Raw genomic sequence first — 16,172 nt, forward strand, 5'->3', positions numbered from 1 at the left:
TGCCTGCCCTTGGATCCACCCTAGGAGTTTCAGCCATGAGCCTCAACGGTCTGCGCCGCGCACTCGCGGAAGACAAGAGTTTTGCGCGTGTCCGCACCGAGGCCAGGCGGCCCTTCGACTCCCGGAGCACGGATTACCAGATCAGTGGTCCCACCGGCATGCGTTCCGTGCTGCTCGCCGAAATGGCCGACGCCCTGGCCGGCGAAGGCTCCGCAGGCCCCGTGGTCCTCGCCGTGACGGCCACGGGCCGCGAAGCCGAGGACCTCACCGCAGCGCTGGCCTCCTACCTTCCCGCCGAATCCGTGGCGGCATTCCCCAGTTGGGAAACCCTTCCGCACGAGCGGCTCTCGCCGCGCTCGGACACAGTAGGCCGCCGGCTCTCCGTCCTGCGGCGGCTGGCGCACCCGGAAAGCTCGACGGCGGCCCCCCTGCGCGTGGTGGTGGCGCCGGTCCGCGCCGTGGTCCAGCCCATCGTCGCCGGCCTGGGCGACCTGGTCCCCGTGACGCTTAAAGTGGGCGAAGAGCGGTCCTTCACCGAGGTGGTCCGGGCCTTGTCGGACGCCGCCTACGCCCGTGTGGACATGGTGACGCATCGCGGTGAGTTCGCCGTGCGCGGTGGCATCCTGGACGTCTTCCCGCCCACCGAGGACCACCCGATCCGCGTGGAGTTCTTCGGCGACGAAGTGGACCAGATGCGTTGGTTCGCCGTCGCCGACCAGCGCTCGCTGTCCGCCCCCGGAATCCACCACCCCACCGAATTGCATGCCCCGCCGTGCCGGGAAATCCTCATTACGCCCTCGGTCATGTCCCGGGCGGCCAAGTTGAAGGCGGACATGCCTGCCGCAGCGGACATGCTGGAGAAGATCGCCGGCGGCATCGCGGTGGAAGGCATGGAGTCCTTGGCCCCGGTCCTGGTGGATGCCATGGTTCCGTTCGTGGACCAACTTCCCGCCGGCTCGCTGGCCGTGGTGATCGAACCCGAGAAGGTCCGTACCCGGGCGCACGATCTCGCCGCAACCAACGAAGAGTTCCTTGAGGCCGCTTGGTCAACAGCGTCCGACGGCGGTGCTGCGCCCCTTGATCTGTTGAGCCGCGCCTCCAACGACTTGCATGCCGCCAGTTTCCGTTCGCTCACGGACACCCGGACTTCGGCCCTGGAGAATGAAGTGTCCTGGTGGTCCATCACCTCACTGGCCTCCGACGAGGACCTGGTGTTGGACATTGACGTGCTCAACCTCCATGCCCGTGAACCCCGCGGCTACCAGGGCGAAGTGGCTGAAATGCTCGACTTCATTGGTTCCCGCGTCCGGGACCAGTGGCGCGTGGTGGTGGTGACCGACGGTCCCGGCCCTGCGCAGCGATTGGTTGAGCTGTTCCATGACGCCGATATTCCGTGTGCCCGGGTTGACTCCCTGGATGACGAGCCGCAACCCGGCATCATCGAGGTGACCTGTGCCGCCGTCGGGCGTGGCTTTGTGCTCGATGGCCTGAAGATGGGCCTCCTGACCGAAGCGGACCTGCTGGGCCGCGCTTCGACGAGCTCCACCAAGGACATGCGGCGCATGCCGTCCAAGCGTCGCAACGCCGTGGACCCGCTGCAGCTGCATGCCGGGGACTTCGTGGTCCACGAGCAGCACGGGATCGGCAAGTTCGTGGAACTGATCCAACGCAAGGTGGTGGGAACATCCGCGTCCGACTCGGGGCTGCGCGAGTACCTGGTGCTGGAGTACGCCCCGTCCAAGCGGGGTGCCCCCGGGGACCGCTTGTTCGTTCCCACGGACCAGTTGGACCAAGTGACCCGCTACGTTGGCGGTGACACCCCGGCGCTGAGCAAGATGGGCGGCGCCGACTGGGCCAGCACCAAGTCCAAGGCCCGCAAGGCCGTCAAGGAAATCGCGGGCGAACTGATCCGCCTTTACTCGGCCCGCATGGCCTCGCGGGGGCACGCGTTCGCCCCGGACACCCCGTGGCAGCGGGAACTTGAGGAAGCCTTCCCCTACGTGGAGACCCCGGACCAGCTGACCACCATCAACGAGGTCAAAGCGGACATGGAGCGCGAGATCCCCATGGACCGGCTGGTGTCCGGCGATGTGGGCTACGGCAAGACCGAAATCGCCGTCCGCGCCGCGTTCAAGGCCGTCCAGGACGGCAAACAGGTGGCTGTCCTGGTGCCTACCACCCTCCTGGCCCAGCAGCACTATGAGACCTTTACCGAGCGATTCTCCGGCTTCCCGCTGCGCGTCAAACCATTGTCCCGGTTCCAGTCCAGCAAAGAAGCCAAGGAGACCGCAGAGGGCGTCAAGAGTGGCGCCGTGGACGTGGTGATCGGCACGCACCGCCTGCTGTCCAAGGATTTCGAGTTCAAGGACCTCGGCCTGGTCATCGTGGACGAGGAACAGCGGTTCGGCGTGGAGCACAAGGAAGCGCTCAAGAAGATGCGCACCAACGTGGACGTGCTGGCCATGAGTGCCACCCCCATCCCGCGTACCTTGGAAATGTCCCTCACGGGTATCCGGGAAACGTCCACCCTGGCCACGCCGCCGGAAGAACGCCACCCCGTGTTGACCTACGTGGGACCGTTCACCAACAAGCAGACCTCGGCCGCGATCCGCCGTGAACTCATGCGCGAAGGACAGGTGTTCTTCGTGCACAACCGGGTGTCCTCGATCGAACGGATTGCCGCGCAGATCCGCGAGCTGGTTCCCGAAGCGCGGGTGGAAGTGGCTCACGGGCAGATGTCCGAGAGCCGCCTGGAAAAGATCATCGTGGACTTCTGGGAGAAGCGCTTCGATGTGCTGGTGTGCACCACCATCATCGAAACCGGCCTGGACATCTCCAACGCCAACACGCTGATCGTGGATGGTGCCGACAAGTACGGCCTCTCGCAGCTCCACCAGCTTCGTGGCCGCGTGGGCCGTGGACGTGAACGGGCCTATGCCTACTTCCTGTACCCGTCGGAGAAGCCGCTGGGCGAGGTTGCGCTGGAGCGCCTCAAAGCCGTGGCTGCGCACAATGAGCTCGGAGCCGGCATGCAGCTGGCCATGAAGGACCTCGAAATCCGCGGCGCCGGCAACCTCTTGGGCGGCGAGCAATCCGGCCACATCCAGGGTGTCGGCTTCGACCTTTACATCCGCTTGGTGGGCGAAGCCGTGGCAGAGTACCGTGGCGAGGCCGAGGAGAAGGCCGCCGAGATGAAGATCGAGCTGCCTGTCAACGCACACTTGCCGCATGACTATGTTCCGGGAGAGCGCTTGCGCCTGGAGGCCTACCGGAAACTGGCCGCAGCCATCACCAACGAGGCCATCGACGAGGTCCTGTCCGAACTCGTGGACCGCTACGGTGAGCCGCCACTCCCGGTCAAGAACCTCATTGCCGTGGCCCGCTTCCGGGTGGGTGCACGCGAAGCCGGGCTGTCCGACGTCGCACTCCAAGGAAACTTCATCCGCTTCTCGCCGGCGCAACTGCCCGAATCGAAAACCATGCGCCTCAACCGCATGTACCCGGGTTCGCAGGTCAAGCCCGCCTTGGACGCGGTACTGATCCCCAAGCCCAAGACAGCAAGGATAGGTGGCCGCGACCTGCAGGATGCCGAGATCCTTGACTGGGCCAACAACGTGATCGAAGCAATCTTCACCGATGTACCCGTAAAGGCTGGCTAAACGAATGATGGGAGGACACCACGCCGCGTCGGGAGCCGCGGCGTGGATCGCTATTGCCTCGACCGGCCCGTACGCGCTGGGCTGGTACCCGCTGGATTCCACCGGCATCCTGATCGGCGCCATGGCGACGGCGGGAACGGCGCTGGTGTGCGACTGGGATCACCGGCACAGCACCATCGCCAATTCGTTGCCGCCGTTGTCCAACGCGATCGCAGTGGGTATCGAGAAGGCCAGCGGCGGGCACCGTCAGGGAACACACTCCTTGCTGGGCGCCTCGGCGTTCGTGGTGCTGGCGGCGATGGCTGCCCAATTCCAGATGGTCACGCCCGTTGGGAGGTTGTCGGTGGGCGCCGGGCTGCTGTGTATGTTCATGATCAACCTGGCAGCCAAGGCCTTGAACCTGTTTCCCAAGTCCGGGTGGATCACCAACTGGCTTTTCGCACTGGTGATGGCGGGGTTGGTGACCTGGTTCGCACCGGCCCAGTGGGGTTGGCTGCCCCTGTCCATGCTGACCGGCGTCGTGGTCCACATCGTGGGGGACATGATTACCGTGGGCGGTGTGCCGTTGCTGTGGCCGATCGTCATCAAACCGCCCAAGTTCTTGCGGAAGTCCGCCATCAGCGGGATCTGGCGTCCCAACGGAGCCTTTTCCCTGCCGCTGCTGGGGCGGGCGGGATCACGCCGCGAATGGCTGGTCCTCATCCCCGTCAGCGGCTACGCGATGGTGGGCATGGGCGCTGCTGCCTGGGGACTGGCCCAACAGCACTGGCCGGCGGTCCTGGCGGCGTTGGCGCTGTAAACCCGCACTTAAACAAGGAAGGGGCACCCGCTGGGGTGCCCCTTCCTTGTTGCTTAAGACCTAGTTCTCGCCGGCCGAGTCCGAACGGCCGAGGACGGTCTGCGGAATCCAGAAGGCCAGGGCGAAGAGGCCCAGGCAGACGGCCATCGGCCACGGGTTGTCCAGCGTCAGGAAGGACAGGGAGTAGATGGCGCCAAGGAAGAGGACGATCATGACCACGAACAGCACGATGCTCGTGCCCAGGTTGTTCTCGTTTTCAATCGGGGCAGTGTTCTTGGACAATTCATTCCTCCTCGGCCCCGCAGGGCTCAAATCCGTGGCGGCGGCCGGAAGCCTCAGTAGTCGGATGAACCCTGTTCACCCTTGACGATGGCAATTCCGGAACTCGCTCCGATACGTGTTGCACCAGCAGCAATCATAGCCTGTGCATCGGCGAGGGACCGCACTCCGCCCGAGGCCTTGACGCCCAGTTCGGGGCCGACCGTCTTGCGCATGAGGGCTACGTCTTCGGCTGTTGCGCCGCCTCCGTTGAAACCGGTAGAGGTCTTGACGAAGTCGGCACCCGCTTCCACCGCTGCTTCACAAGCGATGACCTTCTGCTCGTCAGTCAGCAGCGAGGTTTCGATGATGACCTTCAGGATCGCCTCACCCGTGTGCACAGCTTCGGCCACGGCGGTGATGTCCTCCACCAGCGCACCCTTGTCATTGGCACGGGCCGAGGCGATGTTGATCACCATGTCGATCTCGTCCGCGCCGTCCAGCACGGCGCCCCGGGCCTCGAACGCCTTGACGTCGCTGGGTGTCGCGCCGAGCGGGAATCCCACCACCGCGCAGGTCAGGACGCCGGAACCCTTGAGGGCTTTCTTGACGGTCTTGACCCAGATCGGATTGACGCAGACGGACTTGAAGTTGTACTCGGCTGCCTCGGCACACACCTTGAGGACGTCGGCCTCGCTGGCCTCGGGCTTCAACAGGGTGTGGTCGATGTACGAGGCGATGCCGGCTTGGTTGCTCATGGAATCCTTCCGTGCCGGGCGTGGCCGGCCCGGTGGCCGCAGGGTTGTCACTGCCCGTCAAAGGACCATCTTGCCACACCGGCCACCGGCACCGGCGGGAGGTTGTCAGGCGGCTGCCTGGACTTCTGCCGTAGTAGCGGCAGCGCCGCCACGAGCGGCAGACAACAGCCCCGAAGCGCACAACATGGCCGACGATTCCGCGGACAGAAGGAGCCCCAACCGCAACCCGTCGCAGGACGCGGCGTCGCCGATCGCCCAGATGCCCGGCACCGACGTGGCCAGGTCGCGCCCGACGGCGATACCGCCGTCGTGAGCCAGTTCCAGGCCCGCGCTGGAGGCGAGTTCGGTGCGCGCAGTGCGCTCCTCCGCCAGGACCACCAGGTCGCCGTTCATGCTGCTGCCATCCTCGAACAGGATGCCGGTGGCCGGCAGCGGGGAACCGGCCAGGGAAGGTACGACGGCGGACGGCCGCAACGTGGTGCGCACGGGACGGACACCCCTGGCCCGGAGCACGGCCTCAGCCTGCCCGGCGGCGGGTCCGGTTCCCACGAGGATGCCCAGCGGACGACGGCCAACAACCCGGGTGACGTCCTTGACGGCTTCGCCGATGGGACCGGCGTCGTCAATGGTGGAGTAGTTCAAGCCACAGTAGGCGCCGGTAACCGGGGGCAACGACGGTGCCGAGCCGGTAGCGATCACCAGTTGGTCGTAGGAGAACTCCATGCCATCAACAGTGGTCACCATCTTGGCGTCCACGTCGATGTAGCTGGCGGCCTGGCCGAAGCGGACCGAGACCTTGGGCAGCTCAGCGAGTTCCAGCAGGGCGTCGGAGCACTCGTCGCGGTTGCTGAGGACCGTGATGGTGCCCTCGAAGGTGCGGTGATCCCGGGGGCGTGGGCCACCCTTGCCTGCGAGCCTCCGCACCAAAGCCTGGGCGGCCGGACCTGCGCCGGCAATGACGATGTGGAGGGAAGGTGAGGACATGGTGGGCCCTTTCGCTGAATGACCTGTTCGGTGCTTGTGGGATCAGCCTAGGACGCCGGTTTTTCGCGGGTGTTTCACCGCTGTTGCCATCTTTGGTTGTTGCGTAGCGTGGTGTTTACCGGGCGGTAATAACGTACGTCACATTCGCAGCGTTCGCAGTGGGGCATCCGGGATTTTGGCCCTGTGGATAGCACCACCTAGATAATTTTCCGCTCCACCTAATTTTGGGTTTCTACCACCTAATTTCCCTTGTTTTGGTCTAGGGAGAGCCTTTTTTGCCACCTAGTCGGTTTTTCGTGTGCTCACAATGACCCCGGCTGCGTGACCACTTCCGGTCACGACCATTCCGGTTGTTGTTCCAGGAGCGCTTGTGACGTCCGTTGACACTTCGTCGGGGTTGAATCCTTCGGGTGGGTTCACTTTGCCTGAGGTTGATTCCCTTGATGATGCGGTGAAGTCGCTGCGGCAGCTGGCCGGAGATTACCTGACGGACTTTTGCAACACCGCGGGGATTTGGCGGAACCTTTCGGTTCATTACAGGTCCGAGGAATCAGCCACGGTTCTGACAGCATTTGACCATCTGACGCCCACCGCTCAGCGCGTAAACAGCACGGCAACTTCCACCGCGGCCGCTCTGGAGACTTTTTCGTCCACGTGCCGGGACTTGAAACAGCGGCTCGAAGCCTACGGCAGGGCCGTGCACGCCTTGGACGCGGACATTTCCGCATTCCCGAGCAGCATCGAGGTCACCCATCGGGTCAAAGACGACGAGATCACCACCACGGTCACCCAGCACTGGAGCGGGGACGCTGACCTGAGCGCCCGGCGCGAGCGGCTCGCCTCCGATATCAAGGCCATCCACGACGACTACCTGAAGGCGCAAAACACCTGCGCACAAGCACTTGCAGTCATCTCCGGCGGTCCCGTGTACGCGGCCACGGCACCTACCGGGCCGGACCCGAAATTCGGGAACTGGGTGGACGCACTCCTCTGGGACGCCGGAACGTACGCCGGCATCGACCGCCCCCAGGACGAACAACCCTGGGGCAACCAAACCATTCCCTACCGGCCCAACGGCGGGCTGGGGCTTCTCCAAGGGATTGGCGCAGCGTTTATCGAAACCGTGGACGGCATCTGGTCCCTGAGCGGAACCCTGAATCCGATCAAACGCGACTTGGCCTGGGGCGGAATCAACGCCACCATCGGCGCCGCTGGAACCTTGGCCGGAGCCAGCATTCCGTGGCGGGACGAGGAGACCAAGGAACGCGAAGAGCCCAAGGTCAAGGAAGCCCGGGACCTCTTCACGTCCATCGGCCCGGCCTTCATCCACCTCGAAGAAAATGAGACCACCGCGGCCTGGGCAGCCGGGGCATCCGTGTTCAACGTCTCCAGCCTCTTCCTCGGCGCCGGAGCAGGCGCAGGAATTAAGGCCTCCAAAATCGTCTCCTCAGCAGGGATGGCCGCAGGGCGCCTGTCCCTCGCGACGATCGACAGCGCCAAATACGCGGCGTTCGCAGCCAAGCTCGCCGCCAGTTCCCATCTGCTCCTGAAAACCGCGGACTTCCTCGAAAAACCCGGCTCCTTGGCCTTGAAGGTTTCGGACATCCTCGCTCCCAAGACCACAGCGAAAGTCCAGGACGCCCTCACCAAGGCCCGCGTTGGAACCTGGAACCTCGTCACCAATGCTCGGGCAGGCGCGGCCCAATCCGCCGCCGCAGTCAAGAACGCAACGGCCAATGGTTTATCCAAGCTCGCGGACGGACTCCGCGCAGCAGATGCTTCACTGCCAAAAGCCGTTTTCCCTACCCCGGGCGGAGCTCTCACCCGGACTGGCCACACCCACCATGCCTCGAATTGGTTGGAAACCCGGGCCTCGGCCATTCGCGGGAACAACCCACCCTCGTTCGTTCCACCACTCAGGACCAGTCCGGGACATCCAGCTGTGCCGTCGGTACTCCCGGACCACTTCGTCGTACCGGACAGGATCGAGAACACCATCATCCTGAAGCACGGTGATGGACTTTTCCCGGTCAGCCGCAGGGAAAACTTCGCGGCACGAACCAACCTGAAGCCGTTCACCGAGTATGTCATCGAGCACCGCAGCCTCATGAAGAACTCCCAGGGGATCGTCAATAAGCCCACTCTGGAAAAGTTCTACACCGACGCCACTGGCACCGTCAGGGTCGTCGACACTTATGGCGGCGTCAGAGGGGCATGGTCCCTTGAGCTGAACAAGCCTCTGCCGAACGTCACCTACAACGTGGTGGTGGAAGTGGATGGTGGACTCCAGAACACGTTCACTCTTGTCATGGACCAGAATGCTGAGCTCGCCTCAGGCAAGGGCCACATTGTTTCGACACTCGTCGGAGACAGTAACCGCAACGGTTACCAACAGCGCAAGGCCGGCCGCCTCGGAGGCCCCGGCTACGACGGGGGCCACGCAGCACCATCAGGCCTGGGCTTCATCGGCGAAGGCGCCGGCATCTTTCCCCAACACATGTGGCAAAACCGCGGTGTGGGCATACCCAACGACATACAAAACTTCCACGAGGTTGAGATGGATGTGATTAACAAGGTCAACCGTCAACTGTCCGCAGGAGCACCAGTCGACCTCACGTGGGAAATGCGGATGATTCCGGGGACTAGGTCGGGGGTCCCCAGTAAGGTGGAATTGGAATTTCGATTCGGGCAGGGTCGGCCTACGTTCAAGACATTTAACAATTAGTTCGGGAGCTGGTTGAAAATGACTGTTTACGACTTAGCGGACGTTGCATGGATTGTTGACGGACTGACGAGATTGCGGGAAGAGGCCTTCGGAGACGTTGGTTTCGCACGAGGCATGAAGAAGGCACGAGCGACCCTTGTGCATCACGTCTCGGGAACGTCCTGGCACGGAACAATCGAGAGTGCCGACCGATCAACATTTATGACTGGCGACATGCGCTTTTCGCATGCGGCGTGGAACGATTGGCTGGAGACGTGCAGGGTCTTGGCCTATCAGCCGGGTCACGGGACATGGACAACAGCTGAAGTTGTGGTGTTCCCGGACTCGGCCGGCGAAGCAAGTTTCTTCGATGAAGAGCATCTGGAACTTGACGCCGACGGTGAGTGGTATCCAGGCCAACGCCCTTCGAATGCGAGCGCATGGGCCCAGGAACTGTATGCGTTTCCCCGAACCGTCGATAACATCCCCGCGTGGATGTGGGACATCTTCCGCGCCGAAGGCGTGACCCCACCCATCTACAACCCGCAGTTCAACTCTGTGGACTGGAAGAACCGGCGCCGCCCGGTCACGGACCGCGGAACCGACTTCTCAGTGGAGCCAACCATCATCGACCCCTCCAAAGAACCAGGGAAGTTCGCGAGGTTCAGCAATAAACTCCTGCGCCGATGACGTAAGTTGACGCAGGCATGGGGGACACGACGACCGCAGGGCCATTCAGTACCGGCGCAGCAGTTCCCTCAAGCCGTTCGCGGCAAAACCCGCCACGGCCGCGGCGCGGTCCACGACTCCGTGTGCGCCCACGGGTTCGATGGAGGCCAGAAGTCCCGCTGCGTCGGCGAGGCTCATGGACAGTTCGGCCCTCACATCCCCAACTATGAGCTGGGCGCGGCGCGAATCTGACCACGCGTCCGGGCCCGGATCATCGTGCAAGGTGCGGGTAACCGCGACATCCTGCCACCCGCCGTCGAGCCTTGCACGGCCCCGGTAGGTGACGTCCGCGCCCGACGCTTCCACGCGTCCGTCGGCAACAAACGTCCGCCCGCCGAATCCGGCGTGTTCCAGGTACCCGGTGAACTGCGGGGGTGCGCCGGAGGCCGAGGTGGGAAGCACCACCGTTGCCCGGAACGTGAGCAGATCTCCTCCGATCCTGCCCTGTAACGTGTCATTGAAGCGCACCCCGGGAACGGGGTCGGTCATGGCCGTGCAGCTGGAATCCTTGGCGAGCCCCTCCGCGGTCATGGAGTCCAGGTAAGCCCGGGCGTCGCGGTAGCCCATGCCGATCAGGGTGTCTGCGTCCACCCGGCCCAGGTAGAACTCGGGATCCAGTGGCAGCGGGTGCGCAGGACGGATCACGTGCAGCACAAACTCGCGCCGCACGGCGGCGGCAGCCTCGAAATCAGCAAGCAAAGCACCCATGGCGCTCATTTCGATCATGTGCACGTACTGCTCCAAGGGCCCATCGCCCCAGTACGGGGAGTTCCCGATGCACCAAATGAGCCAGACCTCGGTGGCTCCGCGGCGGAGTGCCTCGCCCACATTGGCATCGCGCATCCACACGGCGTCCGTCCAGATCTTTCCATCGCGCCGCAGCGGTGTCAGGAAGATCGGCAGCGACATTCCCGCCGCCATGAGTTCCGCGTCGATCTCCTTGGCGTCGATGGCATGGCATCGTTTTTCGACGAACTCCACCACGTTGAAGGAACCTTCGACGGCGCCCGGTTCCGCCGCGCGGCCACGGATGGTGGCGTCGTTGATCCCCAAGGCGGGGAAGACTTTGTCCAGGATGCCGTCGGAATCGCCGACCGCAGGCAGCGACCACGGGCCCTTGAGGTAATCGCCGATCGGGAGGGCAGAGCCGAAATCCTTAACGTCCACGCCGGACCAGCGCTGGCACATTTCCCTGGCGGACACTCCGGAGAGCAGCATGCCGGCGGTCAGGATGCCCCCGGAAGCGGCGTCGACGTGGTGGAAGTCCAGACCCTCCTCCTCAAGGGCGCGCATGACGCCCGCCTGCCAGGCCACGCGCATGCCGCCGCCGGCAAGGACCAGGGAGCGTTTCACTGTTGCAGGCCCGGCCCGGCACCCAGCCGGCGCCAATACACGAAGAGGAGTACCGCCGTCGCGAGGTCAAAAAACGCGACCAACAGGGCAATCGGCGAGAACACTCCGTTGAGTACCCCAATGCCGACCGCACCGAAAGCACCCGCCTTCTGGACGCCGGACCACAGAACAACTTCCGGGGACGGCACCGCATTGAGCAAGGTGTGGAGGAGGAGTCCGCCAACCACCACCATGAACATGCCCACGGTGCCGAACAGTTGGCGGGCCTCCGGCGTGGGATCGGCGCCGAGCATTTGCAGCAGCGGCCCGCCAAAAGGAACCTCCACCACGCCCGTAATCACCGTGATGACGGCGATCGCCGCCAGTACTGCACGCAATGGGTCCGCCAGTGCCCAGGCAACGGTCCCTGGCGGATGCGGTTTCCGGGAACTAGCGTGGGCGCTCATGAGAAGGACTCCAGGAGCCGTCCCCGGTCCACCAGCAGCCAGACCATGGCCGCCCAGGTGAGCGTGGAGACGTAGAAGCGGATGTCGTTGAGGAGCATCCAGCGTTGCAGGAGCGTACGAAGCTCGGCGTCATCCTTGAAGTCGCCGCCACGGATCCGGACGTTGATGGGGATGATGATGCCCTGCCCCACCACTGTCAGGGTAATGATGCCCACCAGGCAGATGATGGCCGGGATGAGACGGATGGTGCCCCACTCGGACCACACCAGGATGCCCCCGGAGATGAACATGATGGGCACCACCACGGTGAAGAATTTGGTGGCTGCCCGGGTGGGGATGCCGAAGTGCATGTCCACGTTGTCCCTGGCCAGCGACCGCCACGTGGGGTAGAGGAAGAACTTGAGGACCCACATGGTGCCCACGTACATGGTGGCGCCAAAGAGGAAATACAGCGCGTTGAGGAGCAGGAGCCAGTTCACGGAGCACCGTCCGCGGACCTGATCGGCGCACCGGGGACCCTGCTGCGGTCCGGGGGCGCCAGCCATTCCTGCCCTTGGCCAAGTTCCGTGACGCTGTCCAGCATGTCTCCGCCGCGGATACCGGCGGCACCGGCTTCCGTAGGCGCGGTCAGGAACCAGGCTTCGTAGTGGTCGTCCAGGACGCCGTGGGCCTGTGGCAGCCAGGCGGTGAAGATCGGCTTGCTTTCCACCTGGAGCGTCTTCAAAGGTTCGACGCCGGGCGCGTCACCCAGGATGAGCCGGGCCTTCGCTTGGGCGCCGAGCGCAATGTCTCCGGTGGCTTCGAAGTAGATGTCGGACTTCCAGAGCATGTTCCGGAAGGCACAGTAGTTGGAGGCTGCGAGTTTGAGCGGCAGGCCCAAGGGGTCCGGCCGTTCGATCTCGATATAACAGCCCAGCTGGCCGTCCTTGTCGTACTGGGCCGAGACGCTGGAGTCCGTGACCACGAAGTCCAGGTTGGCCTGGTGCTTGGGCATGCCCCAGATACCCTTCCCGCCCTTCACGGAGATCTCCGTGCTGACGGGGAGGTCCACCACGAACTGGCCGAGCTTGAACGTCTTCTGGAAAAGCAAGGGGAGGATGGGCGGTGCCGGGCGGCTGCCGTGGGTGATGGCGATGGCCAGGGAGTATTCGATGTACTTGCCGATGTCCGTGGATTTGTAGTTGACCACCGTGACCACCAACAGCCCTTTCCCGCCCAGGCTGAACGGTCGCAGTTCCGTACCCGGGAGCACGGAGGCTGCGGCCCGTTTGTTGATGGGGAAGGCGGCCATCAGGACCGGGGAATCGTCCGAGTTCACGGGCATGAGGTACTTGATGCCGTCGGCCTGGGCATGCTGGCCGCGGAGCCGCTCCTGGCGCCGGGGTACCGGCGAGGGCATGAGCTTGAGCAGGGGACTGACCAGTTCGGTGAGGGTTTTCATGGGTTCAGCTCCTGCTGCCGTTGAGTTCGCTGACGATGACCGGGAAAGTGTCCTGCCAGGCGCGTTCTCCGAAGAACACGTCTAAATGGCCGTAGCCGGGGATGAGGTGGAGGGAGTCCTTGCCGGGGCGGTGCTTCCGGAAGAAGTCGTAGCTGCGTTGCTGGCTTTCCGGCAGGAAGCACAGGTTGTCCAGCCCTGCGATGAACGCGAAGCGGGCGTCGGTTTGTGGAGCCTCGGCCACATAATTGTCCGGCAGTTCCGGATGCTCGCCCGCGGCCACCATGTGACCGGCTTTGATGCTGCGGCCCATTTCTTCGAAGAACGTGACGGGGACCTCGGCGAATTCGCCGCTGAGCCATTCATGGGTGGCCTCGTCCAGGTTCTCGTGAGCCCACAGCGCGGGGCGGCCGCTGCCGTAGGTGAAGCTGACCATTTTGCAGACCGTGTTGTCGCACTCGTGGTGCGTGGCTTTGACCAGCCCGCGGATGGCCCGGGTGAAGTACCCCTGGGACTTGTATCCCCAGGCGGGCGAAAGGTAGGGCGTGAACATCTTCACCACGGGCGTGAGGTAGTCGATCTTGAGCCGCGAGAAAGCCGGCACCACGGGGTGGAGGGAGACGGCGTTGGAGACGATCGTGTCCACTTGCGGCAGGAGCCCGGCCACCGCGGACATGGTGAACGATGTTGATCCCTGGCAGTGGATCACGGCTTTCATGGTTTCGGCGCCTGTCGCCTTGAGGACATGCTCGACGGCGGCAGGATGGTCGTACACGGCGGCGTCGGCAAGCGTCCAGGACAGGGGATCGAGGTCAATGGATGCCCGCCAATTGAGCATCCACACGTCCCATCCGTCCTCCAGGAGCACGTCCACAATGGTGGTGCGGATGGGCGGCCTGAACAGTTCGGCGCGGACTCCCGATCCGTGGACCAGCAGCACGGGCCCCTTGCTTGCCTCGGCCGGCGAGGTTACATGGACCAGGCTGAGCGGGGTATTGTCCCGGGCACGGAACGGGATGACCTCGGTCCGGTGCTCGGCACGGGTGATGATCATGGTGCGGTTCCCTTCCGTGCGATGGTGATGGGTTCTTCAAGCAGCCGCACGGCAGGCAGGCCGGACTCCGGAACCAGCCGCGCGCCGTCGTTCGTGTCCGGGAGCCGCCAGTCGCGGCAGATGGTGTCAACCACCAGCGGGTAAACGGTCAGGGTGCCGTCGGCCGCGAGGTGCAGGCGAAGGAAGCCTTTGTGGTCCTCGATGGATTGCCCGGACATCTTCCACGTGGACACCTCACCGCTGGGCGTGGACAGGATGTACAGCGCGAACGCCTCGCTGCCCAGCACCCAGCCGCCCGCATGGACCGATGCCAGGGCCAGCAGTACCAACACGACGTCCGGCCACCCGCGGGGCCACGGAACCAGGATCACGACGGCGGCACTCACCGCGAGCGCGGACAGCTGGTAGAGCACGCCGCGGGTGAAGACGACGATGCCGGCCTTGGCGATGCCGAGCACTCGAGCCGTAAGCACCGTGATTCCGAGGAGGACGGGTATGGCCAGGACCAGGAGCACGATGAGCAGGAGGGTGTTTCCGTGGGTCAGGCCATGCAGGCTATCCACGAAGGATTCGCCGCGGAAGGCGCTGAAGACGGTCCACGCGGTGAGGGCGGCCACCACGTGGACGAAGCCCATGGAGAGCCCGAAGCCGGGGTTGCGGGCCGGCAGCCACGAGGGCGATAAGGGGTTGGCCAGGCGCGGACCCAGGAGATGGGAATCGGACTGGCCAGGGTAGATGGTGGAAGCGCGGGTGAAACGCCTGCCTGTTGCCGGGGTTCGGTTGCCGGCGGGAACGCTGGACGATTCACCGGGTTCGGCGGGAGCCGGTAGGAGGAGTTCGTCCGGCAACCAGTGGGCGTCGGAGAGGTAGGCTCCGCCGAGGCCGCAGGTGATGAGCTGGGTCTTGGCTGGTCCCGCCACGGTTCCGTCTTCGTAACGCGAGTAGTGGTGCAGGTCGCCCGTGAGCCAGAGCCGGACGTTCGCCCCGGTGGATTCGAAGTGGCCGGTGACGGGGTTGAACCGGCGGCGCAGGTAGTCCTGTTCGAAGAAGTTCGCCTGGCGGAATTCGTTGGGTCGTTCGGCGGCGTGGGCTGCGTCTGCGTCCACCCAGAAGGGGGAAGCGACGCAGAGGATGATCGCGTCCCCGGGCTGCAACTGCAGTGTGACGTTGCGGTAGAAGTAGTCCAGTTGGGGTTCGTCGATGTATTGGCCCAGTTGGCTGTCCAATCCCAGGAGCCACCAACCGGGCGCGCCGCTCCGGCCTGGTCCTGGTGGTTCCCCCGTGAGCCTCACTGCGAAGTAACTGCGGGACTGGATGGTCCGCCAGGCTCCAATGTTCCGTTGCCGGGTGAACGTGCGGATGAACGAGGTGAGGCCGTCATACCAGTCGTGGTTGCCGGGAAGCGCGAGCATGACGGGAACCTCGTTGTGTGGCCCCCTCTGCATTGAATGTCCAGGGTTTGGGGCGTTCTGCAGGCCCCGCAACGCAGGATTCCGTTCGGGGAAGGCTGTCCTGTAGGGGCCCACCATCCGGTTTTCGTAGGCCGCCGGCGACGCCACGGGGTAGACCTCGTCCCCGCCCAGCACCAGGACGCGGCCGCGGGGGAGATCCTCTCCTGCCACCGGCAACGCATCCTGCGCCAGCAACGACGCCACCGTGTAGGTTGCGTCGAAGCCGTCCCCGAGGTCCGCGGTGAAGTCCAGCCACAGATCCTGGGCAGGGGCAGTGCGGTCCGGGCCGGCAAGTTCGCCCGGACCGGGCAGGCCGCGGCTGGTCACCGGAGGCTGGGCCGGTTGGCCGGGGATTGGGAGCTTGTCCAGGCGCAAGAGCTCGCCCGGGAAGCCGCCTTCCAGCTCGCGTTTGTCACCGAAGTCCGCGAAGACCGTTGCTGCCATGACCTTCAATGCCGTTCTGGCCAAGGACATGGGTGCGAGCCACCGGACGGCGGGCTGGGGAGTGAAACCCAAGAGGCCCCTGTGTTGGGCGAGCT

Annotated in this window: 13 protein-coding genes; 4 read left to right on the forward strand and 9 right to left on the reverse strand. The window is 64.5% G+C overall.

The genetic code is table 11. The features are described 5' to 3' along the window. Positions 1 to 35: 35 nt before the first annotated feature. A complete protein-coding gene (gene mfd / locus ACIQTZ_RS09470) occupies positions 36 to 3,659 on the forward strand; it encodes a transcription-repair coupling factor (RefSeq protein WP_402979830.1) in 3,624 nt (1,207 codons plus the stop codon). Positions 3,660 to 3,663: 4 nt separating this feature from the next. Further along, on the forward strand, positions 3,664 to 4,458 hold the full coding sequence (locus ACIQTZ_RS09475) for a metal-dependent hydrolase (protein ID WP_397326108.1): 795 nt from the start codon (positions 3,664 to 3,666) through the stop codon (positions 4,456 to 4,458). A gap of 60 nt (positions 4,459 to 4,518) precedes the next feature. Here ACIQTZ_RS09475 and ACIQTZ_RS09480 read toward each other — a convergent pair whose 3' ends face one another. From ACIQTZ_RS09480 to ACIQTZ_RS09490, 3 genes are all read right to left on the reverse strand, one after another. Further along, the gene (locus tag ACIQTZ_RS09480; protein WP_387433475.1) at positions 4,519 to 4,740 is read right to left on the reverse strand and encodes a hypothetical protein; all 222 of its coding nucleotides are present in this window, start codon (positions 4,738 to 4,740) and stop codon (positions 4,519 to 4,521) included. Positions 4,741 to 4,793: 53 nt separating this feature from the next. Then, positions 4,794 to 5,474 carry a deoxyribose-phosphate aldolase gene (deoC, locus tag ACIQTZ_RS09485; protein WP_400330955.1) on the reverse strand — a complete coding sequence of 227 codons (681 nt, stop codon included), beginning with the start codon at positions 5,472 to 5,474 and terminating at the stop codon, positions 4,794 to 4,796. 105 nt (positions 5,475 to 5,579) lie between these two features. Beyond that, entirely contained in the window at positions 5,580 to 6,458 is an 879-nt protein-coding gene (locus ACIQTZ_RS09490; protein WP_402979833.1) for an FAD-dependent oxidoreductase, read from the reverse strand. Positions 6,459 to 7,122: 664 nt separating this feature from the next. Between ACIQTZ_RS09490 and ACIQTZ_RS09495 the strand changes: the two genes are divergently transcribed. Together ACIQTZ_RS09495 and ACIQTZ_RS09500 are read left to right on the forward strand one after the other, a co-directional pair. Beyond that, a complete protein-coding gene (locus ACIQTZ_RS09495; protein WP_402979836.1) occupies positions 7,123 to 9,183 on the forward strand; it encodes a hypothetical protein in 2,061 nt (686 codons plus the stop codon). A 213-nt stretch (positions 9,184 to 9,396) separates the two neighbouring features. Further along, entirely contained in the window at positions 9,397 to 9,852 is a 456-nt protein-coding gene (locus ACIQTZ_RS09500) for a hypothetical protein (protein ID WP_402979839.1), read from the forward strand. A 45-nt stretch (positions 9,853 to 9,897) separates the two neighbouring features. On the opposite strand, the gene ACIQTZ_RS09505 is transcribed toward ACIQTZ_RS09500, so the two are convergent. The 6 genes from ACIQTZ_RS09505 to ACIQTZ_RS09530 are packed head-to-tail and all read right to left on the reverse strand — an operon-like array spanning position 9,898 to position 16,149. Then, positions 9,898 to 11,244, reverse strand: coding sequence for a patatin-like phospholipase family protein (locus ACIQTZ_RS09505; RefSeq protein WP_402979842.1), 1,347 nt, complete (start codon positions 11,242 to 11,244; stop codon positions 9,898 to 9,900). Continuing rightward, positions 11,241 to 11,690 carry a hypothetical protein gene (locus ACIQTZ_RS09510; RefSeq protein WP_402979845.1) on the reverse strand — a complete coding sequence of 150 codons (450 nt, stop codon included), beginning with the start codon at positions 11,688 to 11,690 and terminating at the stop codon, positions 11,241 to 11,243. The genes ACIQTZ_RS09505 and ACIQTZ_RS09510 overlap by 4 nt, the downstream gene beginning before the upstream one ends. Continuing rightward, positions 11,687 to 12,169 carry a hypothetical protein gene (locus tag ACIQTZ_RS09515; protein ID WP_400330969.1) on the reverse strand — a complete coding sequence of 161 codons (483 nt, stop codon included), beginning with the start codon at positions 12,167 to 12,169 and terminating at the stop codon, positions 11,687 to 11,689. Before ACIQTZ_RS09515 ends, ACIQTZ_RS09510 begins: the two co-directional genes overlap by 4 nt. After that, positions 12,166 to 13,131, reverse strand: coding sequence for an acetoacetate decarboxylase family protein (locus tag ACIQTZ_RS09520; protein WP_402979848.1), 966 nt, complete (start codon positions 13,129 to 13,131; stop codon positions 12,166 to 12,168). Before ACIQTZ_RS09520 ends, ACIQTZ_RS09515 begins: the two co-directional genes overlap by 4 nt. A gap of 4 nt (positions 13,132 to 13,135) precedes the next feature. After that, entirely contained in the window at positions 13,136 to 14,182 is a 1,047-nt protein-coding gene (locus ACIQTZ_RS09525; protein WP_402944247.1) for an alpha/beta fold hydrolase, read from the reverse strand. Then, positions 14,179 to 16,149, reverse strand: a complete 1,971-nt coding sequence (locus ACIQTZ_RS09530; RefSeq protein WP_402979851.1) for a hypothetical protein — start codon at positions 16,147 to 16,149, stop codon at positions 14,179 to 14,181. Before ACIQTZ_RS09530 ends, ACIQTZ_RS09525 begins: the two co-directional genes overlap by 4 nt. Between the last annotated feature and the right edge of the window lie 23 nt (positions 16,150 to 16,172).

Origin of the sequence: Paenarthrobacter sp. NPDC090520 (assembly GCF_044769205.1) — a bacterium.
Taxonomy (GTDB): domain Bacteria; phylum Actinomycetota; class Actinomycetes; order Actinomycetales; family Micrococcaceae; genus Arthrobacter.

Excerpts from the sequence above, each read along its gene's own strand:
- deoC (WP_400330955.1), bottom strand. The coding sequence starts at position 5,474 with ATGAGCAACCAAGCCGGCATCGCCTCGTACATCGACCACACCCTGTTG.
- ACIQTZ_RS09475 (WP_397326108.1), top strand. The coding sequence starts at position 3,664 with ATGATGGGAGGACACCACGCCGCGTCGGGAGCCGCGGCGTGGATCGCT.
- ACIQTZ_RS09520 (WP_402979848.1), bottom strand. The coding sequence starts at position 13,131 with ATGAAAACCCTCACCGAACTGGTCAGTCCCCTGCTCAAGCTCATGCCC.
- mfd (WP_402979830.1), top strand. The coding sequence starts at position 36 with ATGAGCCTCAACGGTCTGCGCCGCGCACTCGCGGAAGACAAGAGTTTT.
- ACIQTZ_RS09490 (WP_402979833.1), bottom strand. The coding sequence starts at position 6,458 with ATGTCCTCACCTTCCCTCCACATCGTCATTGCCGGCGCAGGTCCGGCC.
- ACIQTZ_RS09525 (WP_402944247.1), bottom strand. The coding sequence starts at position 14,182 with ATGATCATCACCCGTGCCGAGCACCGGACCGAGGTCATCCCGTTCCGT.
- ACIQTZ_RS09510 (WP_402979845.1), bottom strand. The coding sequence starts at position 11,690 with ATGAGCGCCCACGCTAGTTCCCGGAAACCGCATCCGCCAGGGACCGTT.
- ACIQTZ_RS09500 (WP_402979839.1), top strand. The coding sequence starts at position 9,397 with ATGCGCTTTTCGCATGCGGCGTGGAACGATTGGCTGGAGACGTGCAGG.